This is a genomic window from Brevibacterium senegalense, assembly GCF_000285835.1.
Lineage (GTDB): Bacteria > Actinomycetota > Actinomycetes > Actinomycetales > Brevibacteriaceae > Brevibacterium > Brevibacterium senegalense.
In genome coordinates this window covers 199,596-223,032 of record NZ_HE978606.1, presented here as the reverse complement: position 1 = coordinate 223,032, position 23,437 = coordinate 199,596, and the positions used below count along the sequence as shown (strand labels likewise).

Annotated in this window: 22 protein-coding genes; 8 read left to right on the top strand and 14 right to left on the bottom strand. The window is 70.3% G+C overall.

The genetic code is table 11. The features are described from left to right. Positions 1 to 195: hypothetical protein (locus HGBR_RS20570; protein WP_026077583.1), on the top strand; the 195-nt coding region annotated here is incomplete at its 5' end. Between the two features lie 84 nt (positions 196 to 279). Here the strand turns inward: HGBR_RS20570 and HGBR_RS12695 are convergent. From HGBR_RS12695 to HGBR_RS12685, 3 genes are all read right to left on the bottom strand, one after another. Continuing rightward, positions 280 to 1,533 carry a hypothetical protein gene (locus HGBR_RS12695; RefSeq protein WP_026077582.1) on the bottom strand — a complete coding sequence of 418 codons (1,254 nt, stop codon included), beginning with the start codon at positions 1,531 to 1,533 and terminating at the stop codon, positions 280 to 282. A 91-nt stretch (positions 1,534 to 1,624) separates the two neighbouring features. Beyond that, on the bottom strand, positions 1,625 to 2,122 hold the full coding sequence (locus tag HGBR_RS12690; RefSeq protein ID WP_019159722.1) for a DUF3817 domain-containing protein: 498 nt from the start codon (positions 2,120 to 2,122) through the stop codon (positions 1,625 to 1,627). 183 nt (positions 2,123 to 2,305) lie between these two features. Beyond that, positions 2,306 to 4,516, bottom strand: a complete 2,211-nt coding sequence (locus HGBR_RS12685; protein ID WP_019159721.1) for a M20/M25/M40 family metallo-hydrolase — start codon at positions 4,514 to 4,516, stop codon at positions 2,306 to 2,308. 410 nt (positions 4,517 to 4,926) lie between these two features. Here HGBR_RS12685 and HGBR_RS12680 point away from each other — a divergent pair, with 410 nt between their 5' ends. From HGBR_RS12680 to HGBR_RS12670, 3 genes are all read left to right on the top strand, one after another. Further along, a complete protein-coding gene (locus HGBR_RS12680) occupies positions 4,927 to 6,126 on the top strand; it encodes a VIT1/CCC1 transporter family protein (protein WP_019159720.1) in 1,200 nt (399 codons plus the stop codon). Between the two features lie 44 nt (positions 6,127 to 6,170). Further along, positions 6,171 to 7,157 carry an aminotransferase class IV gene (locus HGBR_RS12675; RefSeq protein WP_147522482.1) on the top strand — a complete coding sequence of 329 codons (987 nt, stop codon included), beginning with the start codon at positions 6,171 to 6,173 and terminating at the stop codon, positions 7,155 to 7,157. Between the two features lie 95 nt (positions 7,158 to 7,252). Beyond that, positions 7,253 to 7,552: a DUF4235 domain-containing protein gene (locus HGBR_RS12670; RefSeq protein ID WP_019159718.1), complete on the top strand. Its 300-nt coding sequence runs from the start codon at positions 7,253 to 7,255 to the stop codon at positions 7,550 to 7,552. Positions 7,553 to 7,577: 25 nt separating this feature from the next. Here HGBR_RS12670 and aroD read toward each other — a convergent pair whose 3' ends face one another. After that, a complete protein-coding gene (gene aroD / locus HGBR_RS12665; RefSeq protein ID WP_019159717.1) occupies positions 7,578 to 8,366 on the bottom strand; it encodes a type I 3-dehydroquinate dehydratase in 789 nt (262 codons plus the stop codon). A gap of 400 nt (positions 8,367 to 8,766) precedes the next feature. Here aroD and HGBR_RS12660 point away from each other — a divergent pair, with 400 nt between their 5' ends. The 3 genes from HGBR_RS12660 to HGBR_RS12650 are packed head-to-tail and all read left to right on the top strand — an operon-like array spanning position 8,767 to position 12,124. Beyond that, complete coding sequence (locus tag HGBR_RS12660) at positions 8,767 to 10,161, top strand: quaternary amine ABC transporter ATP-binding protein (RefSeq protein WP_019159716.1); 1,395 nt, start codon at positions 8,767 to 8,769, stop codon at positions 10,159 to 10,161. Further along, positions 10,158 to 11,096, top strand: coding sequence for an ABC transporter permease (locus tag HGBR_RS12655; protein WP_019159715.1), 939 nt, complete (start codon positions 10,158 to 10,160; stop codon positions 11,094 to 11,096). The genes HGBR_RS12660 and HGBR_RS12655 overlap by 4 nt, the downstream gene beginning before the upstream one ends. Positions 11,097 to 11,134: 38 nt before the next feature. After that, complete coding sequence (locus tag HGBR_RS12650; RefSeq protein ID WP_019159714.1) at positions 11,135 to 12,124, top strand: glycine betaine ABC transporter substrate-binding protein; 990 nt, start codon at positions 11,135 to 11,137, stop codon at positions 12,122 to 12,124. Positions 12,125 to 12,270: 146 nt separating this feature from the next. On the opposite strand, the gene HGBR_RS17915 is transcribed toward HGBR_RS12650, so the two are convergent. Further along, the gene (locus HGBR_RS17915; protein ID WP_019159713.1) at positions 12,271 to 12,759 is read right to left on the bottom strand and encodes an isochorismatase family protein; all 489 of its coding nucleotides are present in this window, start codon (positions 12,757 to 12,759) and stop codon (positions 12,271 to 12,273) included. Between the two features lie 169 nt (positions 12,760 to 12,928). On the opposite strand from HGBR_RS17915, the gene HGBR_RS17910 reads away from it, so the two are divergent. Continuing rightward, the gene (locus tag HGBR_RS17910; protein ID WP_019159712.1) at positions 12,929 to 13,741 is read left to right on the top strand and encodes an HpcH/HpaI aldolase family protein; all 813 of its coding nucleotides are present in this window, start codon (positions 12,929 to 12,931) and stop codon (positions 13,739 to 13,741) included. A 35-nt stretch (positions 13,742 to 13,776) separates the two neighbouring features. On the opposite strand, the gene HGBR_RS12635 is transcribed toward HGBR_RS17910, so the two are convergent. The 9 genes from HGBR_RS12635 to HGBR_RS12595 are packed head-to-tail and all read right to left on the bottom strand — an operon-like array spanning position 13,777 to position 23,372. Further along, a complete protein-coding gene (locus HGBR_RS12635; protein WP_019159711.1) occupies positions 13,777 to 14,472 on the bottom strand; it encodes a hypothetical protein in 696 nt (231 codons plus the stop codon). Next, positions 14,469 to 15,845, bottom strand: coding sequence for a sensor histidine kinase (locus tag HGBR_RS12630; RefSeq protein WP_019159710.1), 1,377 nt, complete (start codon positions 15,843 to 15,845; stop codon positions 14,469 to 14,471). The genes HGBR_RS12635 and HGBR_RS12630 overlap by 4 nt, the downstream gene beginning before the upstream one ends. 4 nt (positions 15,846 to 15,849) lie before the next feature. After that, on the bottom strand, positions 15,850 to 16,602 hold the full coding sequence (locus HGBR_RS12625; RefSeq protein WP_019159709.1) for a response regulator transcription factor: 753 nt from the start codon (positions 16,600 to 16,602) through the stop codon (positions 15,850 to 15,852). Then, a complete protein-coding gene (gene mnhG / locus HGBR_RS17905; protein WP_019159708.1) occupies positions 16,577 to 17,032 on the bottom strand; it encodes a monovalent cation/H(+) antiporter subunit G in 456 nt (151 codons plus the stop codon). The genes HGBR_RS12625 and mnhG overlap by 26 nt, the downstream gene beginning before the upstream one ends. After that, positions 17,029 to 17,466, bottom strand: a complete 438-nt coding sequence (locus HGBR_RS19605) for an MrpF/PhaF family protein (protein WP_019159707.1) — start codon at positions 17,464 to 17,466, stop codon at positions 17,029 to 17,031. The genes mnhG and HGBR_RS19605 overlap by 4 nt, the downstream gene beginning before the upstream one ends. Further along, complete coding sequence (locus tag HGBR_RS12610; protein WP_019159706.1) at positions 17,463 to 18,104, bottom strand: Na+/H+ antiporter subunit E; 642 nt, start codon at positions 18,102 to 18,104, stop codon at positions 17,463 to 17,465. Before HGBR_RS12610 ends, HGBR_RS19605 begins: the two co-directional genes overlap by 4 nt. Then, the gene (locus HGBR_RS12605; RefSeq protein WP_019159705.1) at positions 18,104 to 19,741 is read right to left on the bottom strand and encodes a Na+/H+ antiporter subunit D; all 1,638 of its coding nucleotides are present in this window, start codon (positions 19,739 to 19,741) and stop codon (positions 18,104 to 18,106) included. Before HGBR_RS12605 ends, HGBR_RS12610 begins: the two co-directional genes overlap by 1 nt. Then, complete coding sequence (locus tag HGBR_RS12600) at positions 19,738 to 20,301, bottom strand: Na(+)/H(+) antiporter subunit C (protein WP_019159704.1); 564 nt, start codon at positions 20,299 to 20,301, stop codon at positions 19,738 to 19,740. The genes HGBR_RS12605 and HGBR_RS12600 overlap by 4 nt, the downstream gene beginning before the upstream one ends. Next, a complete protein-coding gene (locus tag HGBR_RS12595; protein WP_026077577.1) occupies positions 20,298 to 23,372 on the bottom strand; it encodes a Na+/H+ antiporter subunit A in 3,075 nt (1,024 codons plus the stop codon). The genes HGBR_RS12600 and HGBR_RS12595 overlap by 4 nt, the downstream gene beginning before the upstream one ends. Positions 23,373 to 23,437 lie beyond the last annotated feature (65 nt).

Sequence of the window (23,437 nt, the reverse complement as noted above, 5' to 3'; positions counted from 1 at the left end):
GTTGAGGCAGCTTTCGCGGACTTGCGGGACACGGACTGGACGGATCGTCAGACCACGACCGACCGCTCGTCCGCCACCGACAATCCGTCGGCCACCAGCACGTCCTCAACCACGGACAAGACCTCGACGACGGACTCTCCTGAAGGCACCTCGACCGGCGACGGGACGTACGACGACGACCCACCACCCTTCTGAGGCCCACCCGCACGTGGGGAGCTCGCAGCTCATCTCGGTAGGTGCCGACCGTGAGGACTGAGCCAGGCGCGGTCCTCGCCGACCTCAGTCTTCTTCGGGCTCCGCTGACGCGCTATCGTCATCGGTCTCCGCGGCACCGTCGGAACGGTCGTCATCCGAATCCGACGAGGCAGCCGTCCCACCGCCACCATCCGCACCTGGATCTTCACGACCGTCCGCACCGGGTTCCTCATCGCCCTTCGCACCCGGAGTCTCCCCCTCGCGACGGCGAGCGCGATCGCGCAGTGCCTCTTCGATGAGAGCCGAGACGTCGAGGCCGCCCGGGGACGCGGTAGCGGCGTCGGGCTCGGACATACCCCCTGAGTCGGCCAGCACGTCGGGCAGAGCATCGGACAGATCGCTCGACTCGTCCTCGGAGGCGTTCGCCGCGTCGGGCTGATCCTCGGAAGCGTCCTCCCGCTGGAATCCAACCGGACGTCGGCCCGCGCCACCGCGCCCGGCACCGCGTCGACCAGCGGCACCACGTCCCGCGCTGCCGTCTCCACTGCCCTCGCGCCCAGTGCCGTCACGTCCCGCGCCGCCGTCTCCGTCCTCCATCGACTTCTCGATCTGACTGCGGATCCAGTCGCCGATCGATTCGATGTCGCCAGGTCCGCGCCCACTGGTGAGACGACGCATGACCTCGGGCGGAATCAAGCCTTGCAGACGTCGCAGCACACGAGGGTCGAGCCCACTCACCGACACATCCTCGGCAGTACTGCCATCGCCCAGCCCGGTCGGAAGTCCCAGCCGGCGCAGGATTGCGGCCAGATCGCCCGCCGCACGTTCCGGATCGGTCGGTGACTCCTCTCGTCGCACCCCGTCCTGCGCAGCCGCCTCGTGAGCCCGGGCCAAAGCGCCCTGCGCACGGAAGAGATCCGTCTGGGCCCTCGCAGTCTCCGCCTGAGACTTCGCGGCCTCCGTCTGCGCCTTCACGGATTCGAGCCTCGCCGTCGCCAGCTCTTCCTCTGCGAGGGCCACGCGACGCTGGATCCGGCGCAGGTCCAGGACCGCTTCGTGCTCAGCCAGCTGGCGCGCGGCGTCACGATCGCGCTCAACCGCCGCCCGGACTGCCGCAACCGCCTCACGCTCGTCCGCAGCTGCCTCACGCTCGTCCGCAGCTGCCTCACGCTCGTCCGCAACCATGTCCCGCTCGCGCCGCGTCGTCTGGTCCTCCTCGACCTGCAGGGCGATCCGCCGCAACCAGCGCACCGCGACGACACAGACGATCGCACACCCCACCACGACCAGCAGCAGAACGATCATCACCAGGATCTCGAGTGGACCGGTCGTGTTCACGGGGGTGTCCTCCTCAGGAGCGCGCGGGAGTCAGTGCGGGCGACTGTCCCGGTCCCACCAGTATGAGGGGTACGGCCCGAACGCCCCGCGATCACACGGGCGGACCGGCCACCAGCATCGCCGTGAAGATGGCCGCGACGACCACCAGCCCCAGCACCAGGGTGAGCACCGGGCGCGTGATCGCCCACGCGATGACCCGCTGCACGGATCCGCGGGGCTCGCGCCCGTTCGGGCCCAGCCCCCAGCCGCCGGCCAGTTTCCCGCGCCGCACGCTGCTGATCTCGAACGGGATCGTCGCGAACGGAGGGATGGCGCTCGCCAGACCCAGCAGGATCCAGCCCGCGCCCCACTTCTGCGAGATCCCCACGAACACGGTCGCGAAGCAGAACGCGATGAACATGAAGCCGTGGACGCCTCCGCCGATCGACACCATCACCTCGGTCGTCTTCGTCACGTACTTGAGGAACATGCCGATGAGCAGGAGGGCCCACGTGATGGCCTCGCCGATGGCGAACAGGGAGAAGAAGCGCTGCGGAGTCACCCCGCCATCGTTCCCGCCAGCCGCCACGGCCGCATTCCCCATCTGCATCGCGAGAATCCTCTGCTCACCCCGTGGTCGCCACGCTCAGCCCGTGGTCGCCACGCTCAGCCCGTGGTCACCACACGACTGAACCCCGGCGCCTCCTCACGGAAGCACCGGGGTCCGGTCGGGTCAGCCGGTCACGGCCTCGGGAGCCTCAGCTCCGGCACCGCGCCAAGCCGGCGCCGTCGCTCAGCTGCGACGACGGTTGCGCGTCGTGAGGACCAGTGCGGCACCACCCACCAGCAGGGCGCCTGCGCCAGCGACCAGGGGCAGCAGGTCGGAGCCGGTGCGCGGCAGGTCATCGCCGTCGCCGTCGCCTCCGCCGTTGCCGTCGTCACCGCCGCCGTTCCCGTCGTCGTCACCGCCGTTCCCGTCGTCGTCTCCTCCGTCGGCCACGACGGAGAAGGTGCCGCTCAGGTCGACCGCAGCCGAGGCCTCGGTCCCGGCCTGCTCCGCACCCGCGGTCGCGGCCTCGGACTCGAGACCCTCGACCGTCACGTCGTAGTCGCCCAGGTAGTCCGACGCAGAGCCGGCGTTCGTGCCGTAGACGCGCGTGCTGGCCACGCCGTCCTCGTCCGCGGTCCCGGTGAGGACCGCGGCCTCGGTGTTCTGGCCCGAGGCCGGGGTCACCTCGAAGTCCACCTCGTCACCCGGCAGCGCGCCGGTGACGGTGAGCTCGACGCCCTTGTCCTCGTCGACGAAGTCGGAGACCGCGATCTCCTCCGGGGTGATCGTCAGGCCCAGCTCATCCGTCGGCTCATCCGTGGGCTCGCCGGACGGGTCGTCCGACGGGTCATCCGTGGGCTCACCGGTCGGATCATTGGTGGGCTCGCCCGTCGGATCATCCGTGGGCTCCTCGGTCGGCTCGTCCGTGAGGTCGAACGCCACCGTGTGCGCCGCGAAAGCGATCGCCGGGGTGAAGATCCCCACCGACTCCTCCGACAGGTTCTCGATCGTGTCCGTGACCTGGTGGTAGTTCCGATCGTGCTGGACCCCCTCCGTGCCGCCGAACATCTCGACCTCCTCGGCGGTCTTGATGCCGTCCGCACCGGAGAACAGGCCCGAGGCCGGGATCCCGTTGTCGATGAACGCCTGGTAGTCGGACCGCCCGGAGAAGTCGGTGCCCACGTGCGGCTGCTCGATGCCGTCGAAGTAGTCGGTGAAGATCGCCTCCAGCTGCGCAGAGCCCTCCGGGACGTTGACGCCCGGGGGCACCGGAACGTCGGAGCCGTCGGAGTCCAGCGTGCCGACGACGTAGTTCTCGGACGCGATCATGTCGAAGTTGAGATACGACTGGATCTGGCCCAGCTCCGTCTCGGACAGGGAGTTCACGTAGTGGGTGGACCCCACGAGGCCCACCTCCTCCGCGCCCCAGAAGCCGAACCGGACCTTGTGGTCGACCTCGGTGGGCTGCGCGACCAGGGCCTCGGCGACCGCCAGCAGCGCTGCGGAGCCGGAACCGTTGTCGTTGGCGCCCGAGCCCTCGGGGACACCGTCCAGGTGGGCGCCCAGCATCTGGACGCTGTCCGGGTCACCGGCGGTCGTCTCCGCCATGACGTTCCAGGTCTCGACGGTCACGAACTCGGTCTCGAGCGTGAGGTCGCCGGACAGCTCGACCGGCGGCTCCGACTCGGACGCCGCGATGAGCGCATCTCGCAGCCGCTCGCCGTCCGCCTGGAGCAGTGCGACGGAGGGCGCACTGCCCTCGAAGCGCTCGCCCAGCGTGCCGTTGAGCGGCCCCGCCTCGTTGTTGTAGATGACGACGCCGGCCGCGCCGGCCTCGGTCGCGTTCACGGTCTTCTCGCCGAAGGCGCACTCGCCGCGCTGCACGAGCACGATCGTGCCCGCCACGTCGACGAAGTCGTCGACCGAGCAGCCCAGCTCGCCGCCTGTGCCGTCGCCGTACGCGTCATCCGCCGGGAGGGTGACCGTCGCCCCCTCGACCGGCGGGTCCGCCGCCTCTGTGTACGCGAGCGGTTCGATCTCGTAGGCCGTGCCGTCGACCGTCAGCTCCACGTCGCCGAAGGTCTGATCGTCGACCTCGAACATCTGCCGGGTGACGTCGTAGCCGCCCGTGGCCTCGAGGGTGTCCTCGACGTACTGCGATGCCGCCTCATAGCCGGGCGTGCCCATCGCGCGGTATCCGTCGTCCGCGTGCGCCAGCGAGATGTCCGACAGCTCCTGCAGGTGCGCCATCGTGTCCGCGCCGGTCACACCCATGTCCGTGTGCTCCGTGGGCCCGTCCGGGGCCTCCGGTGCGGCGAGGGCCGGCGCCATCGTGGCGACCCCCAGTGCCGCTGCGGCGGCGATCCCGATGGTCCCGCGCAGCGCCTGTCGACCCGCTCGCGCCTCTCCGGCGCCGCGCCGTCGGGGCGCTGCGCTCCAGTGTGCAGAGTCCATGGTCATCCTTCCGATGCCGTGTGCGACGGGGAAGTTCCCCGGTGCCACGGCGCACAGCAGTCTCACTGAACGCCCAGTGACCTGTGATCGCACTCACATGGGATCCACATGTAACGGAATGGTCACGACAGATGGTCACGGAACGATAACGACGTGTTGCGCGCGTCACCATTCCGATGCGACTGCCGCATGAATGGCGGCGACACCCGCTGCACCCGGGCCACGCGCTCCGCTCGTGCGCTCCACCCGCAGTGACCGGCTCCACATTTAAGTTCTTGCGCAACTATTGAATTAGATCCCGCTGATTCCTAGACTCGTTCCGACGACAGAGCAGACCTGACGACCGATGAGGCACACGGCCGCTGCGGCACTACGCCCCCGCCCCGCGGCAGGCCCCAGGAGACGACCACATGAACGACATGACGAAAGGGGCGAGCCCGGCGACCCCCCCGGAATCACCGGACGAACGCGAACCCATCACCGGCCCCATCTACACGGTGTCCGACACCCTGTCCGGACCGGACCGCGCCCTGGTGCGCCGCTGGCAGAAGCACCTGGCGAACGAGCGGCTGGAGGAGCGTCTCTACCGGACCCTCGCGCAGAGGCGCGAGGGCGAGGAGGCGGAGATCCTCACCGCACTGGCGAACGCCGAGGCCCGCCACCAGGAGCACTGGATCATGCTCCTGGGCGACTACGCGGACACCCGTCGCCGCCCCTCGTTCGGCACCCTCGTCCTCGCATTCCTGGGCCGGATCTTCGGCTCCGTCTTCGTGCTGGCGCTCGCCCAGCAGTCCGAGTCCCAGTCCCCCTACGCGACCGACCGCTGGGCCACCTCCCGCATGGCGGCGGACGAGACGATCCACGCCGAGGTCGTCCGCGCCCTCGCACAGCAGTCCCGCGCCCGTCTGTCCGGCAGCTTCCGGGCCGCGGTGTTCGGCGCGAACGACGGGCTCGTCTCGAACCTCGCCCTGGTCCTGGGCGTCGCCGCCGCCGGCATGACACCCAGCGCCGTCCTCCTCACCGGTGTCTCCGGCCTGCTGGCCGGCGCCCTGTCCATGGGAGCCGGCGAGTACGTGTCGGTGCGGTCGCAGCGGGAGCTGCTCGAGGCCTCGGCTCCGGATCCCGAGTCCACCCGAGCGCTCCCGCACCTCGACCTCGACGCCAACGAGCTGGCCCTCGTCTACCGGGCCCGCGGCATGGGGGCGGACGAGGCGGACGCCGCCGCGCACCGGCAGATCCGCTCCGCGCAGTCGCGCGTCCACCCGCGTCCGGTGGCCGGACACCGCCGGGAGCTGCCGTCGCCGCTGGGCGGTGCCGACGAGCACGAGGAGCTGGGCACCGGCATGGGCGCGGCCGTCTCGAGCTTCTGCTTCTTCGCCTCCGGTGCGATCATCCCGATCCTGCCCTTCGCGTTCGGGATGACCGGGACGACCGCCGTGATCCTCGCGGCCGCACTCGTGGGCGCCGCACTCCTCATCACCGGCGCCATCGTGGGCGTGCTGTCCGGCCGCGCACCCCTGCCGCGCGCGCTCCGCCAGCTGGCGATCGGCTTCGGCGCGGCCGGCGCGACCTACCTGCTGGGCCTGCTGTTCGGCGGCACGGTGGCGTGACGGGAGGGGCGCCCCTCCCCGCCCACCCGCATACGATGGGCCGCATGCACACACCTCTCGCGCTCATCGACGTGACGGCGGGGACCGTCAGGACCGCCCGCCTGGAGGACGCGCAGTTCCCGGTCGAGGATCTGGCGATCCACCGCGGCGAGGGCATCTTCGAGACGGTCCTCGTCTCCGTCGGCCCCTCTGCCGGTGACGCAGCCCCCGCCGCGACCGCAGCAGCAAGCACGGCACCCGCCGCACCTGCCGCCCCGCGCCCCCACCGCATCCACAGCGAGGAGGCGCACTTCGAGCGGTTCCAGCAGTCCGCGGCGATGCTCGAGCTGCCGGACCCGCCGCGCGCGCTCTTCGATGAGGCGGTCGCTGCCGTTATCGACCAGGTCGTCGCCGGCCTGGACGACTCCGTCACCGAGTTCTCCGTCCGCTACGCGCTGTCCCGCGGCCTCGACGCCCACGCGGACACCGCCGCACATGCGGCGGCGGGAACCCCCACCGGCGCCCGCGGCTGGGCATTCCCCATCTCCGTGACCCCGGTGCAGGCCGCTCAGCGCACGGACGGCGTCCGCGTCATCACCCTGGACCGCGGATACGACGCCTACCTGGGCGAACGGGCGCCGTGGCTGCTGATCGGCGCGAAGACCCTGTCCTACGCGGTGAATCAGGCCGCCGCCCGCCACGCCAAGGCCCAGGGTGCGGACGAGGCCCTCTTCGTCTCCCGGGACGGCCTCGTCCTCGAGGGTCCCACCGCCAACCTCGTCATCCGCCGCGGTGACGCGCTCCTCACCCCGGACCCCCGCGCCGGGCTGCTGCACGGCACCACCCAGCGTGCCGCCTTCACCGGCGCCGAGGCCGCGGGCCACCGCGTGCGGTACACAGACCTGACCGTCGAGGACGTCCTCGCCGCGGACGGCGCGTGGCTCCTGTCCTCGACGCGGACGGCGGTCCCGATCCTGTCCCTCGACGGTCGGGAGCTCACCGTCGACGCCCCGCTGACCGCGCAGCTGCACGACTGGATCCGCGCGGCGTGAGGCACGGCCCGCCCGCCTGAGGCGCTAGGCTGAATCCGCAGGCTCCCACGAGCCACGCAGGCTCACGCAGACACGACCACCAGCAGGAGGACGAGATGGGCAAGGTCGCTTGGCAGATCATCGGTGTGGGCGGAACCGCCCTGGCCGCTATGGCAACCCGCAAGGCGCTCACAGTCGTGTGGGAGAAGTCCACGAAGCGCTCAGTCCCGATGAACCCCAACGACGATGAGATCGGCCTGGGCGAGGCGCTCGCCTGGACGATCGTCTCCGGTGTGGGCGTCGCGGTCGTCCGACTGACGATCCAGCGCTATGCGGCGAAGAACATCCGCAGCCGCTTCGGCGATGAGGCACTGCCCAAGAACATGCAGAAGAAGACCTCCAAGCTGGAGGCCTGAGCCTCAGCGCTCACGCGCGCTCTCCTCAGCGGGGCAGGTACGACCGGACGACGGCGACCTGCTCCGCTGTCATCTGTCCGGGCGCGGACCCCTCGCCCACCGTCGCGAACGTCGCCGCGGACCCGAACTCGCCGCCGCACAGCCGGCTGACCCGCCCCAGCTCCCCCATCGCGATGCCGATGACCGGCACGTCCAGGCTCTCCGCCGCCCGCGCCGTCGCGCCCAGCAGCGTGAGGACGTCCGCCGTGGACTGCGGCGTCACCGCGATCTTCACGACGTCCGCCCCACTCCCGGCCATGACCGCGAAGGCCGCGTCCAACTCCTGCGCCGTGGGCGTCGCCTCCCACGCGTGCGCGGACACGACGGTCGACACCCCCGCGTCCGAGGCCGCCGCCAGCAGCCGTCCCGCCTCCTCCCGTCCCATCTCGACATCGACGGCGGCCGGCCGCAGGGCGATCGCGGCTTCGACGGCCTCGGCGTAGCGGTCGTCCGGGCAGTGGCCGCCCTCCGTCTGCGAGCGGACGGTCACGAGCACGGGCACGCCCGGAGCCGCGATCTCGTCGTAGGCGGTGCGCAGCTCCGCGGACCCGTCGACCTCCGGCGTGCCCGCCGCCTCCCGCACGCCCGCATCCAGCAGCCCCCCGGCCACGTGCTCGTCGATCCGCCACTCCAGCACGTCCACGCCAGCGGCGGCCGCAGCCGCACGGGCCCGGTCAGCGGCCTCGGCGGGGGTCGGGGCGAGGATCGGGACGATGATCGCGGGACCGGTCCCAGGGGAGAATGGGAGCGGGCTCAGTGGGGTGCGCGACGTCATGCGGGCACTCTACCCAGACACGGGCAGCACTCAGGATCCGACCGATCAGCGGGGAATCCGCGGCACCGACTCCCGCATCGTGGGAATCTCGCGCGGCCCCCATCCCCCGTTCTGCCGGTTCCTGGCAACGATCCGCAAGAATCCTTACAACCACCCTAACGATAGGGTAACAAGCACTTTCGGGTGTTTTTGCAGGTCAGATGGCGTGTCGCACATCACAGTCGCATGTTCAGCCACTTTCCAGCCCGGATTCCACATGGTTTTCCACATACCCGCGTCTAGACTGGGACACCGGAAATCGTGGCAATACGGCGACCCGCCGAGTCCGCCCTTCGGGTCGCCCCGGAGGGCCTCGCCGGTGCACCGGGCCCACTGTCCCCGATTGGAAGGATGCGGTCACGTGTCAGCAGTCCGCGCCTCGCACGTCTGGAAGGTCTTCGGGCGTAACGAGAAGGAAGTCGTCAAGCGCATCAAAGCGGGCGCCGACCGTTCAGAGGTCGCCGACCTCGGTACGGCCGCCGTCATCGATGCGAGCTTCGAGGTCAGCCGTGGTGAGATCTTCGTGGTCATGGGCCTCTCGGGCTCCGGCAAGTCGACCCTGATCCGCATGATCAACGGCCTCTGGGCCCCGTCGGACGGCACGATCGAGATCGCCGGCAAGGACATCAGCGCGATGGGGCCCACCCAGCTGCGCCAGGTCCGCCGCGACAGCATCTCGATGGTCTTCCAGCACTTCGCGCTCCTCCCCCACCGGACGGTGCGAGAGAACGCCGCCTACAGCCTCGATCTGCAGGGCGTCCCCCGCAAGGAGGCGCGGGAGCGCGCGGACGAGTGGCTCAACACCGTGGGCCTGGGCGGCTGGGGCGACAAGTACCCCAACCAGCTGTCCGGCGGCATGCAGCAGCGCGTGGGACTGGCCCGCGCCCTGGCAGCGGAGACGGACATCCTCCTCATGGACGAGGCGTTCTCCGCCCTCGACCCGCTCATCCGCCGCGAGATGCAGGACCAGCTGGTGGAGCTGCAGAGCACGCTGGAGAAGACGATCGTCTTCATCACCCACGACCTCAACGAGGCGATGTACCTGGGCGATCGGATCGCGGTCATGCGCGACGGCCGGATCGCGCAGATCGGCACCTCGGAGGACATCCTCACGCGCCCCACGGACGACTACGTCGCGAACTTCGTCCAGGACGTCGACCGCACGCGCGTGCTGACGGCCTCGTCGATCATGCAGGACACGACCGCAGTGGTCCGCCACTCGGCCGGCCCCCGCACCGCGATGCGCCTGTTCGAGCGCGAGCGGGTCTCCGGCCTCTTCGTCATCGACAGCACCCGGCACCTGCTGGGCGCGGTCGACGACCGCGCCGCTGTCCGCGCCGCCCGCGACGGTGCCACGGTCCTGAGCGACTACGTCGAGACGGACGGCATCCTCACCGTGGGACCGGACACCCCGCTGTCCGAACTCTTCGCGCCCTCGTCGACCGCCCGCGTCCCGCTGGCCGTCGTCGACGGGGACAACCGCCTGCTGGGCGTCATCCCCCGCATCGCGGTCCTCTCGTCGATGTCGCAGGTCGGTCCGTCGACAGGGGAGATGCCCGCCGTCACCCCGCTGCCGGCGAACGTCGAGCCGCAGGACGACGCCGAGGCCTTCACCGCCCAGGACGACGACGCGCCGGAGCCCAAGCCGGGCATCGCCGCGGCCGGGGCCGGCCACGTCGATGAGCCCGACGAGCCCCTGCCGGGTGATCCCGCCTCCGAAGGACCGACCGACGACACGATGGGAGCCGACCGATGAACGCCGTCGCTCTGAGTCTCCTCGACTTCCTCTACCCGCGGATCCCGCTGGGCGATTGGGCCGACAGCTTCATCACCTGGTTCGGCAACGTCTTCGGCTGGCTGCTGGACGCCTTCACGTGGCTCATGCAGAGCACGTACCAGCTCCTCTTCCAGATCCTCGCGTTCCCCAAGATCCTCGTCGACAACGGAGCGATCGCGGATTCGAGCGTCCTGCGCGCGCTCATCATCTTCGCGATGATCCTCGTCTTCGCGGGCATCGCCTGGATCGCCTCGAACTGGAAGGTCGCGCTCTTCACCGTCCTGGGCTTCTACGCCATCTGGGCCCTGGCCCAGTGGGAGAACGCCATGTCGACGCTGGCGCTCGTCCTCGTGGCGGTCATCGTCGCGCTCATCCTGGCACTGCCCCTGGGCGTGCTGGCGGCGAAGTCGCAGATCGTCTCCACGATCCTCAAGCCGATCCTCGACTTCATGCAGGCGATGCCCGCACTGGCCTACCTGGTCCCCGCGATCGTCATGTTCAGCGTGGGCGTCGTTCCCGGCGCGTTCGCGACCATCATCTTCGCGATGCCCCCGGGGGTCCGCCTCACGGAGCTGGCGATCCGCCAGGTCGCGGAGGACAAGGTCGAGGCCGCACAGGCGTTCGGCGCGACCCCCGCCCACATCCTCTTCAAGGTGCAGCTGCCCCTGGCGATGGCGACCATCATGGCCGGCATCAACCAGGTCATCATGCTCGCGCTGTCGATGGTCGTCCTCGCCGGCATGGCCGGCTCGGGCGGTCTGGGCGGCGAGGTCGTGGGTGCGATCAGCCGCCTGAACGTGGGCATCGGCGTCGAGGCCGGACTGGCGGTCGTCATCCTGGCCGTCTACCTGGACCGCGTCACCGCCGGTCTGGGCAGCAAGACCCCGCTCGAGCGCGCCAAGCGCGCGTCCTGAGCGACACATCCAACGTCACACAGAAAGGGAGTCCAGACATGAAGAAGTCAACACTCATGCCGCTCACCGGCGCTCTCGCCGCCGGCCTGCTCACCCTCACCGCGTGCGGTGCCACCGACGCCGACACCCCGGAGGCGGAGGCCTCGGAGGACACCGGCGGCGGCGAGTGGGCGGAGTGCAGCCCCGGCGCTGAGTCCGCTGAGGTCGACCTGGCGTCGGACGAGAACACGGACATCACGATCGGTGCGTTCAACGGCTGGGACGAGTCCTTCGCCGCCGCGCACCTGACGAAGCACGTCCTCGAGGAGGACGGCTACACCGTCGCCGTCGAGTCGTTCGACGCGGGCCCGGCGTTCACCGCCGTGGCCGGCGGCGACATCGACTTCGTCATGGACGGCTGGATGCCGATCACCCACGAGGACTACCTCGAGCAGTACGGCGACGACCTGGAGACGGCCGGCTGCTGGTACGACAACGCGAAGCTCACGATCGCGGTCAACGAGGACTCCCCGGCGCAGTCCATCGCGGACCTCGCGGACATGCAGGACGAGTACGGCGGCACGCTGTACGGCATCGAGGCGGGCGCGGGTCTGACCCGCGTCACCGAGGACGAGGCCATCCCCACCTACGGCCTCGAGGACTGGGAGTTCGCGATCTCCTCGACCCCGGCGATGCTGGCGCAGCTCCAGTCGTCCACGGATGCCGGCGAGAACGTCGCCGTCACCCTGTGGCGTCCGCACTGGGCCTACGACGCGTTCCCGGTCCGCGACCTCGAGGATCCCGAGGGCGCGATGGGCGAAGCGGAGACGATCTTCAACTTCGCGCGTCCCGGCTTCGCGGAGGACAACCCGCAGGTCACGCAGCTGCTGAAGAACCTCGTGATCGATGACGAGAACCTCGCCAGCCTGGAGAACGTCATGTTCTCCGAGGAGAACTTCGGTGGCGAGGACCTGGACGGCGCCGTCGAGGAGTGGGTCGGCGACAACGGCCAGTTCGTCGAGGACTGGAAGGCCGGCGCGCTGGGCTGACCAGTGGCGCAGACCGTCCCCGGGCGTCCCTGACGCCTGAGACGCACGACGCATGACGATGGCCGGGAGCGATTCGCTCCCGGCCATCGTCGCGTCCGGCTGCGGACATGCGCGGCCCTGTCATGCCCAGGGCGTGCGCGGCACCGTCACATCTTGAGCCACACGTCCGCGCCTGCGGTCAGCACCGCACCGGCGGCTTCCAGCTGGGCTGGCCAGTCCGCTCCCGAGGCCGCGGCCGGGTCCGCTGCCCCCTCACGATCCGCTGCGCCCTCACCCAGTCCGTCGCGCACGACGACCAGCTCGAAGCCGATCGCCAGGGCCGCGTACCCGGACTGCTCGAGCCCGCCGCGCACGTTCGAGCCCGCCAGGATGATGCGGTCGACGCCCAGGTCGTCGAGGCCCTCGGCCAGGTCTTCGACGCCCTCGAAGGCGTCCGGCACCGCGGAGACGAGCACGAGCTCGTCCTCCCGCGTCCCCACGAGGGAATCGATCCGCGGCGGGGCGACAGCGTCGTCCGACTCAGCCGCGGCCTCGGCGGCGGTGCCGTCGACCTCGACCGCGACGCTGTTCTGGACGGCCCGAGTGCTGTCCTGGGCCGCCTCGCCGTTGTCCAGGGCCGCCTGGGCGACGTGCACGATGACCCCGCCCGCGCCTCGGACGCGGCGACGAGGTCGAGCAGGGGCTGGGGAGGGGCTGCCGGGAAGCGGTCCGCGGCGGCATCGATGAGGAGAAGTGCGTCCATGCCCCCAAGGATCCCACGAACCGCGTCGCGGGTGCTTCCACCGCGTTCGCTACAGTGACAGCATGACGACGACGTTCAGAGACGCCCTGCGCACGGGCGCTCCGCAGGTGGGCCTGTTCACCCTCGAGTTCGCGACGCCGGGGATCGGGGCGATCTGCGCCCGCGCGGGACACGACTGGATCCTCCTCGACCTGGAGCACACGGGTTGGTCCCTGGATGAGGTCCGCGCGTCGATCGCCGTGGCCCGCCGCAGCGGCATCACCACGTTCGTGCGTGTCGCCGGGCACCGGAAGGACCTCGTCTCCACCGCGCTGGACGCGGGCGCGGAGGGGATCATGATGCCGTGGGTGGAGACCGCGGAGCAGGCTGCGGAGATGGTGTCGTGGATGAAGTACCCGCCGGTGGGCACCCGCGGCTCCGCCTTCGGGCTGGCGCACGACCTCTACGCGGGCGGCGATCCGGCCATCAGCCAGGCGACTGCCAATCGGTCGACGGTGTTCCTGCCGCAGATCGAGACTCCCGGCGCGGTGCGGAACGCGCGGGCGATCGGCGCCGTCGAGGGCGTGGACGTCCTCTTCGTGGGACCGCTCGACCTCACGACCAACCTGGGCGTGCCGGGTCAGTGGGACGCTCCCGTCTTCCTCGACGCGCTGGACGAGGTCGCGGCCGCCGGCCGTGAGACCGGGACCGCGCTGGGGCTCTTCTGCCCCACCCTCGACGTGGCCCGCCTCGCGTGGGACAAGGGGTACACCGTGCTGAGCGACGGCGCGGATCTGTCCGTGTTCGCCCGCGGAGCCGTGCAGGGCGTCAACGAGATCCGCGCCCACGCGACGGGGACGCCCGTCCCGCAGGCCGCGCCGCGACAGGGGTACTGACGCCGAAGCAGGGGTGCTGGCCGCGAGCGCTCAGCTCACCAGTCGGCGGGACTGCTGACCGTCACGCCCTCGACCTGCAGGTTCGACAGCGACGCGACCGCCTGGTCCCGGGTCTCCGTGTCATCCGTGTTGAAGTAATAGGTGACGCTCAGGTCGTAGAGCTTCCCGGAGATCGGATAGGCGATCGACGCGGCCACCGCGGTGGTGGGCTCGTCGCTGAAGCTCGCCATCGTCTCCTCGGAGCCCAGGTTCGCCTCGTACACCCACGAGTAGCCGGGACCCACCTGACCCATGTGCTCGGCGACGACCTGGGTCTCGTCGTCGGTGAACTGGTACTCCTGTGTCGACGACACGGATGCGGATGCGGAATCCGCGAACGCATCCGAGCACAGGACCGACAGCCGGGGTCCGTCGAAACCGCCCGTGGTGGGGAATGCGGCGAACGACGATCCCGTCGAATTCGACGTCCAGTCGTCCGGGAGGTAGAGACCCACCCGCGCGGGGCAGTCGCCGGAGAACGTGACGTTCTTCAGCTCCATGCCCTCGAGGGCGGGGTCGGTGGTCTCCGTGGGCTCGGGCTCCGGGCCCATCGTCGGCTGGGCGCCCACCCGCAGTGGCGCACCCGCCTCATCGGACAGGCGCACGCCCACCAGGCCGCAACCACTCACCAGCAGCACGGCGGCAGCGGCGGCCGTGCTGACGGCCCAGCGGCCGGCGGCACCGCGATTCACTGCGAACCCTCCCCCGGACGCTGCGGCTGGGGGCCGGAATGAGGGCCGGCCTGCGGCTGGGGACCCGAGTGTGCACCGGAGGGGGGGCCCGAGTGGGGTCCGGCCTGCGGACCGGGCGGGGCGACCGGCTGCTGGCCGGAGTGCGGACCGTGCGCGGGCACCTGCGGGGGTGCGGCCTCGGGCCCGGGGTGCGGTGGCTTGAACCGACGATAGGGACCGGAGTCGTAGCCCGGCGTCCCGGGAGCGGGGTGCTCGCCGCTGGGGCCCAGTGATTCGCCGGTGCTCGTGTCGACGAGCTCGCCGTTGACGTTCTGGATGCGGCGCTTCGACGTGCGGCGCGGCGTGCCCATGATGCGGCGCTCCTCCGAGTTGGGCTCGCGCGGCGGCAGCATCTGCCCGCCCGTCGAGCCGGAGTGCGACTTCTGGTCCTGGAACGGCTGGACCGGCCGCGACGCCGCCGCGGCCTTCGCGCCGTAGCCCTCCAGCTCGCCCGGGGGCGGAGCATCGCCCAGCACCGGCAGGACGAGGCGGACGGCCGTGCCCACGCCCTCCTGACTGAACAGCTCGACGGAGCCGCCGTGCCGGGAGATGATCGCGCGCACCAGCGACAGGCCCATGCCGGAGCCCGCCACCTGCCGGACCCGCGAGCCGCGGTGCAGCTCGTCCCACACGACCTGCTGCTCGTCGACGGGGATGCCGGTGCCGGTGTCCGCGACCTCGACGACGACCCAGCGGTGCTTGTCGATGACCTGCTCGTTCGCACGCAGCTCGACGGTGTCCGTGTCCGACGAGTACTTGATCGCATTGCCCAGCAGGTTGAGGATCGCGGACAGGAGCAGATCCTCCTCGCCCAGCACGTCCGGCAGCTTCCACGGTGCGCGCGCGACCGTCGCGACGATCATGCGGTCCTCCGCACCCGGGGCCGTGCGGGCGTCCTCGACGGCCTGGTGGACCAGCATGTCCATGTCGACCCGCTGGAAGTCGATCGCGCGGGACTCGACGTCCGCGAGCTTCCGCAGGTCCGCCAGCAGGCGCGCCACCCGGCGCGCGGACGTGTCGATCTGGCGCGCGGAGGCACTGATGACGGCCCGGTCGGGGACGTCGTCCTCGGCGGCGGAGCGCACCGTCGCGACGGACGTGCGCAGTGCGGTGAGCGGGTTCTTGAGCTCGTGGTCCAGGCGGATGAGCATCCGATTGCGCCGCTGCATCGCGTCCGCGTCCGCGCTCGCCTGGGTCTGTGCGACCTCCTCCTCCCGCGACCGGCGGATCCAGCGCAGCAGGAACCAGACGCCCACCGCGAGTCCGACCGCGACGAGGAGGATGAGGACCAGCAGGAGCCAGACCCGGATCTCGAAGACAAGATAGGAGTTCATGCGCTCACCTCAGCGAATCCGCGCCGGTGACGGACGCGACGAACCGATAGCCGCGGCCCTGGACCGTCGCGATCCAGCGGGGGTCGGCGGCGTCCTCCCCCAGGACCCTGCGCAGCTCCGCGACGCGCGAGTCGACCGCGCGCGTGCCCACCGCGTCGTCGAAGCCCCACAGGACCTCCAGCAGGCGGGACCGCTCGACCAGCTCGTCCGCGTGCATCATGAGGTACTCGAGCAGTGTGAAGCCCTTGGGGGTGATGACGAGCTCCCGCTCGCCCAGCCACGCGCGCCGTCCCACCCGGTCGAGGGCCAGTCCGAAGGTGGAGGTGAGGACCGAGGCCGTCGCCAGCGGCGGACCGTCGTTCCGTGTCCGGCGCAGAACGGCGCGGACGCGGGCCACCAGCTCGTGCGGGTCGAAGGGCTTGTTGAGGTAGTCGTCGGCGCCCTCCTCGAGCGCCATGGCCCGTTCGACGGCCTCGCCCACCTGGGTGAGGAGGACGACGGGCACCCAGTTCTCCTCACGGCGCAGCGTCCGCAGCACCTCGCGGCCGTCCGCCCCGGGCATGAGGACGTCCAGGACGCACGCGTCCGGGCCGTGCCGGCGGATCTCGTCGAGGGCGAGCTTGCCGTCGTTCGCGGAGATCACGCGGAAGCCGGCGCGCTCCATGAAGGGGACGACGGAACCCAGGACGTCCGGTTCGTCATCGGCCACAAGGACCAGGGGTGCAGTGGGGTCAGCGCCCCGCGTCGGGCTCGTCATCGTGGTGTGTCGTCCTGTCTGCCGCTGCGTCCTGTACTTCCGCGGCCGACGCGCTCTCCGCCGCCGCCCGCTCCCGCTCCGCCACGTCGCGCGCGTGGGCGCGCGCGACCGCGTCGTCCAGTTCGTCACGGTACAGCATGGAACGGCGCAGGTGCTTCGTCCGATAGCCCGCGCGGCCGATCATGTGGGCCGCGACCGGAACCGTGAACAGCTGGAACAGGACGATGAGGATCATCGTGGAGATCGGGCCCCAGTGCAGCGTCTGGAGGCCCACCGCGAACATGACGAGCACCAGCCCGAACAGCTGCGGCTTCGACGCCGCGTGCATGCGCGAGAGCAGGTCGGGGAACCGCAGGGCGCCGATGCCCGCCGCCAGGGACAGCAGGGCCGCGCCGATGATGCAGAGCGCGGAGATGACGTCGAGGATCATGCGCGCTCGCTCCCGTCCCCGGCCCCGCGTCGTGACTCCGGCACGCCCGGTTCCACTCCCTCGACGGTGCCGATCGATCCCGTGCGGTGGTCCTCGCGCCCCATCCTGCGGTAGCGGGAGGTCGTGCGCAGGTCCGCGCGGGACACGTACCGGGAGACGCCCACTGCACCCACGAAGCCGAACATCGAGATGACGAGCATGACCGGCAGCAGATCCGCCCGCCCCGTGAAGGCGAGCAGTCCGCCCAGCGCGCACATGATCGTCGCCAGCAGCGCGTCCGTCGCGATCATGCGGTCGAGGATGGACGGGCCGCGGACGATCCGGATGATCGCGATGATGGCGGCGGCCAGGAAGATCAGGCCCACGACGAGGCCGGTGATCTGAGCCAGCGGGGTGTCGAGAGTCGACTGCGGGATCACGTCATCGGCGGTCATCCGTTCCCCCTCGCTTCCTTCAGCTGGCGAGCACGACGCGCGCGCTCGCGGATCGTGAGGCTCTCGAGACGCGGCGGCTGGCCCCGCTCGCGGCGCGCGTCGTTGAGTGCCTCGATGTCGTGCGGCGACCCGATCGCGTAGATGAGCAGCGTCTCGATCTGGTGCGTCTTCTCCCGCACCTTCTCGATCTCCTCCTCATCGGCGCAGTTGAGCCCGTGGACGAAGACGACCGCGCGGGCCCGGTCGATCTCGATGACGAGCGACCCCGGGATCAGTCCGTTCACCATCGTGACGAGGGTGATGAGCAGGTCGGACCGCGTCGCCAGGTCGACGGCCACGACGGAGCCCGCGGAAACCGGTCTGGGCCGCACCGTCAGCCAGGCCACCTGGATCGAGGACAGGAGCACGTTGAGCATGAACCAGAACACGAAGACGGTGCCGTAGAGGAGGTTCAACCGACCGGAGAGCTGGATGGGCGGCAGATAGAACGCCCGCACGACCGTGAAGGCGACGACGAGGCCGCTCAGGATCGTCAGGACGCTCACGGAGTCCCACAGGAAGACCCACACGAGGATGAGCACGACCAAGTAGAGGAGCTGCTCGACGAAGCTCTGCCTCTTGCGTCTGCGCGCGCCCATCACTCGTCCTCCTCGGGCACGGGAGCGTAGCGGCCGTCGCCCACACCGTCCGCGCCCTCGCCGTCCAGCACGGTCGATGAGTACGAGGTCGGACCGATGAGACCGTCCGCGGCCCTGGTCGAGATCTGCCACAGCGGCTGCGCCAGGACCGTGAGGAGGCACGAGACGACGACCATGGCGGTCGTGGCGGCCACCATGAGGATCGGCGAACGGTTCCGCGAGGTCCAATGGCCCTTCTGCGCGAGCGCCAGGCGACGCTCCTTCGCCTCCTCGACGAGCGCGGGGGTGGGCTCGTCCGCGTCCGCCGCATCGCGCCAGAACGCCAGGTTCCACGACTTGCCGATCGCGTAGAGGGTCAGCAGCGAGGTGAGCGTGCCGATGCCCACGAGTGTCCCCACCAGCCAGTCGGAGGTGTGGAAGCCCGCGGTGAAGAGGGCGACCTTCCCGATGAAGCCGGAGAAGGGCGGGATGCCGGCCAGGTTGAGGGCCGGGATGAGGTAGAGGCCGCTGATGAAGGGCGCCAGCGTCGCGAGTCCGCCCAGTCTGCGCAGCGAGGTCGAGCCCGCGCGGAGCTCCAGGAGGCCGATCGCCAGGAACATCGCAGTCTGCGCGACGATGTGGTGCATCGTGTAGTAGATCGCCGCGGCCAGACCCAGATGCGTGCCCATCGCCACGCCGAACAGCATGTACCCGATGTGCGACACGAGGGTGAAGGACAGGATCCTCTTGATGTCCGACTGGGCGATCGCACCCAGGATGCCCACGAGCAGGGTGAGGCCGGAGACGACCAGCAGGGGCACGCGCAGATCGGAGGTCGCGAAGAGGACGGTCTCGGTCCGGATGATCGCGTAGATGCCCACCTTCGTGAGCAGACCCGCGAAGACGGCCGTGACCGGTGCGGGCGCCGTCGGATAGGAGTCCGGCAGCCAGAACGAGAGCGGGAAGACGGCTGCCTTGATGCCGAAGCCGATCAGCAGCGCGACGTGCAGGATCAGCTGGATGTCCGCCGGCAGCTCGGAGAGCCGCTCGGACAGGTGCGCCATGTTGACGGTGCCGGTCGCGGCGTAGATGAGCGCGATCGACGCGAGGAAGATGAGCGACGACACGAGCGAGATGACGATGTACGTGACGCCCGCGCGGATCCGCTCCGTCGTCGCGCCCAGGGTGAGCAGCACGTAGGACGCGGACAGCAGCATCTCGAAGCCCACGTAGAGGTTGAAGAGGTCGCCGGCCAGGAACGCGTTCGACACACCCGCGCACAGGATGAGGTAGGCGGGGTTGAAGATCGAGACGGGGGTGTCGTCGGAGACCTCCGCATCGGAGGAGTCCTGGCCCACCGCGTAGAGGTAGACGCTCAGCGTCACGATGCTGGAGACGACGAGCAGCAGAGCGGCCAACCGGTCGGCCACGAGTCCGATGCCGAAGGGCAGCGCCCAGCCGCCCACGGCCAGCACCTGCGGACCCTGCTGGTCGACCAGCAGCAGGAGCAGGACGGACACGACGGTCGTCGCGCTGAGCGTCGCGATCGTGATGCCGGCCTGCACCCGCGAGCTGCGCAGCGTGATGAGCGTGGCGCCCGCCGCCAGCAGCGGCAGGATGATCGGCAGAGCGAGCAGGAGACCGGAGACGTCGATCATCGATCGTCCTCCTTCTGCTGGTCCTGGGCCGCATGACCGCCGGTCGCGTTCTCGTGCGCCTCGCGGATCCGCTCGCGCTCCTGGGGCGTCCCGTCCTCGTCGAGGTCCGGCGCGTCGTCGTCCAGAGGGTCGAGGGCCTCGTCGCCGAACTCCGTGTCCTCGTACTCGCCACTGGTGCCGGCCTCCTCACCGGCTTCACGGGTGTCGTGCGCGACCCTCATGTCCTCGAGGTCGTCCTGGAGCGACTCGTCGCGGACGAACCGCCACGAGCGGTAGATCATCGCCAGCAGGAACGCGGTGAGGCCGAACGAGATGACGATCGCCGTGAGGATGAGCGCCTGCGGCAGCGGATCGAGCATCCCGTCGATCCCGGAGTCCGACCCGTCCGTGAGCGGCGGCCCGCCCGGTCGACCCGCGGCGAGGATGAGCAGCAGGTTCGTCGCGTTGCCCACCAGGAGGAAGCCCAGCAGCACGCGGGTGAGCGAGCGGTCGAGCATGAGGTAGATGCCGGCCGCGTACATCACACCCATCGTGAGCACCAGGAGGAGGGGAACGGTCACAGTCGGCCTCCCGCGCTCGTGCCGTCGACGTCCAGCCGGTCCGTCCGCCCCAGGATCTCCCGGATCCGGTCGTACTCGCCGCTCTCCACCTCGCCGGGCAGCTCGTTGGCGATGCGCTCCTCGTCCTCGACCAGCTGGATGTCGACCTCCGCCGCGAGGCTGCGGATGATGCCCACGACCAGGCCGATGACGATGAGGTAGACGCCCACGTCGAAGATGACGGACGAGCCGAAGCTCACGTAGCCCAGCACCGGCAGCTCCGTCGACAGGTAGAACGACTGGAGCGCGGCCTCGCCCCACAGGAATCCGGCCGCGGCCGTGCCGGCGGCCAGCAGCATGCCGATGCCCATGAGCAGACCCGAGGGCAGGCGCACCGCCTCTGCGAACTCGTACCGGCCTCCGGCCAGGTAGCGGGCGATGAATGCGATGCCCGCGACCAGGCCCGCGGCGAACCCGCCGCCCGGCGCGTTGTGGCCGGCGAACAGGAGGTAGATCGAGAAGACGAGGAACGCGTGGAAGAGCAGTCGCACCGCGACCTCGAGCACGATCGAGCGGTTGTGGGGCGCCAGGGTACGGCCCGCCAGCAGCCAGGCCGCGCGCTTGTCCTCCGCCTCCTTCGCGGCGGTGTCGTGGTCCGGCCGCGGCGGCACGGCCCTCGCCAGTGACTCCTGCGGGCTGGGCGTCGCCATGCTGCGGGGGCGGACGGTCTCCGTGACCGGCGCGAAGCGCGAGCGGCCCTTGCGGCCCCCGCTCAGCGGAGCGAGTCGATCGCCCTGGCCGGTCACGAAGACGAGGCTCGCGACGCCGATCGCGCACGCGATGACGACGGCCAGCTCGCCCATCGTGTCCCACGCGCGGATGTCGACCAGGGTGACGTTCACGATGTTCTCGCCATTGCCTCCGTCGTAGGCCAGCCGCGGGAAGTGGACGGAGATGGGGAGGTGCTGGCGGGCGCCGATCACGACGACCGTCACGACCATCATGACGACGGCGAAGAGGACGGCGATGACCGCTCGCAGCGCCGGGTTGAGCCGGCTGTCGCCGCGACCGATCCGGGCGGGGAGGCGACGGAGCACGAACACGAACACGACGATCGTCGTGGTCTCGACGAGGATCTGGGTCAGCGCGAGGTCGGGAGCGCCCTGCACCGCGAAGAAGACGACCATCGCGTATCCCGTGAGCCCGGAGACGACGACGGCGGCGAAGCGCTTCGTCATCTGCGTGAGCATGATCGCGGACATCACCATGATGGCGGCGGGGAACAGCTGCACGGCACTGTCCAGCCAGACGAACTCCGCCGGCCACACGTCGTTCATGAGCAGGGTGATCCCCAGCGTGGCGACCGCCACAACGTAGATGACGCCCTGGTAGAAGGGCATCGAACCGCGCTGGGTGCGCGCCGTGACGGATGCGGCCAGCCGCTCCAGACCCGCGATGATGGCGCGGTAGCCGGCGTGGAAGTCGAGGCCGTCGGGCATCGCCGCCTGGAACAGGCTCACCTGCTTCCGCAGCGCGAACATCGTGAGGCCCGCGGCGATCGTGAGCGCGGATAGCAGCAGCGCCGGTTCGAACCCGTGCCAGAGCGCTACGTGGTACGCCTCTTGCGGGTGGGAGGCGGGACCGATGGGCAGCGTCGACGACCACTGCGTCACCATCCGGTCGATGAGGCCCGCGGCGAACGCGCCCGCCACCGTCAGCACTGTGAGCACGGCCGGGGCCACCGTGAAGAGCGGACCGTCCGGCGCCGTGCTCGTGCACGGCTCGACGCCCGGCTTGGAGGCGAAGGCGCCCCACACGAAGCGCGCGGAGTACGCGACCGTCAGCACCGATCCCAGGAACACCCCGATGAGGGCGACGACGGCGAGCTTGCTGCCTTGGTCCAGGAGGGTGCCGTACACCGCCTCCTTCGCGATGAAGCCCATCGTGGGCGGCAGGCCCGCCATGGAGGCCGCCGCGACGGTGCCGAACACCGCGATGAGCGGGTAGGCGCGCCCGTATCCGGACAGCTTGCGCAGATCTCGCGTGCCCACGCGGTGGTCGATGATGCCCACCGTCAGGAAGAGGGTCGCCTTGAACATCGAGTGACCCAGCAGCAGGGCGAGCGCCGCGGTCGTGATGTCGCGGTGGCCGAACGACGCCATGACGGTCATGAAGCCCAGCTGCGACACCGTGCCGTAGGCCAGGATCAGCTTGAGGTCCGTCTCCTTGAGCGCCTGCCACCCGCCCAGCAGCATCGTGAGCAGGCCCAGCGCCACGAGGCCCTCGCGCCAGTACGGCATGTCCGCGAAGCCCGGGGCCAGGCGGAGGATCAGGTAGATGCCGGCCTTCACCATCGCCGCGGCGTGGAGGTACGCACTCACGGGGGTGGGCGCGGCCATCGCACCCGGCAGCCAGAAGTGGAACGGGACGAGCGCGGACTTCGAGAGCGCGCCGATGAGGACGAGGGCGATGGCGAACCCGGTGAGCGGCGTCCCGTCGAAGCCCGTCGCGACGATCTCCGACAGCAGGCCGGTGCCGTACTGGACCCCCAGGAGGATCATCCCGACGAGCATCGCGAGTCCGCCGAAGGTCGTGACGACGAGGGCCTGCAGCGCGGCTCTGCGCGACTGCTGACGGCCCGCGTACTGGCCGATCAGCAGGTAGGAGAACACCGTCGTGCCCTCCCAGAAGATGAAGAGGGTGAGGAGCTCATCCGCGACGACGAGTCCGTACATCATCGCGACGAACGCCATGAGGACCGCCGCGAAGCGTCCGATCCGCACCTCGTCCTCGTCGAAGTACCGGGCGCAGTAGAGGAACACGACGCCGCCCACGCCCGTGACGAGCAGGCTCATGATCCACGACAGCGGATCCATGCGCAGGACGACCGAGAGGAGCAGTTGGGGCATCCAGCCCAGCTCCTCGACTCGTGGCGGCGCATCCCCGAACACCTGGGGGATGAGTGTCAGCGAATAGGCGAGGCCTGCGAAGGGGGCGAGCGAGAGCAGGACGAAGCTGGAGCGGCCCAGGAGGCGGAAGAGGAGGGGGGCGACTGCGGCTGCGAGGAACAGGAATCCCAGCAGCACACTCATGGTCTCACCCCTCGCTGCCGTCTGCCTGTCGCGTATGACGATTGTTCCACAGGGGAAAGGGCCGC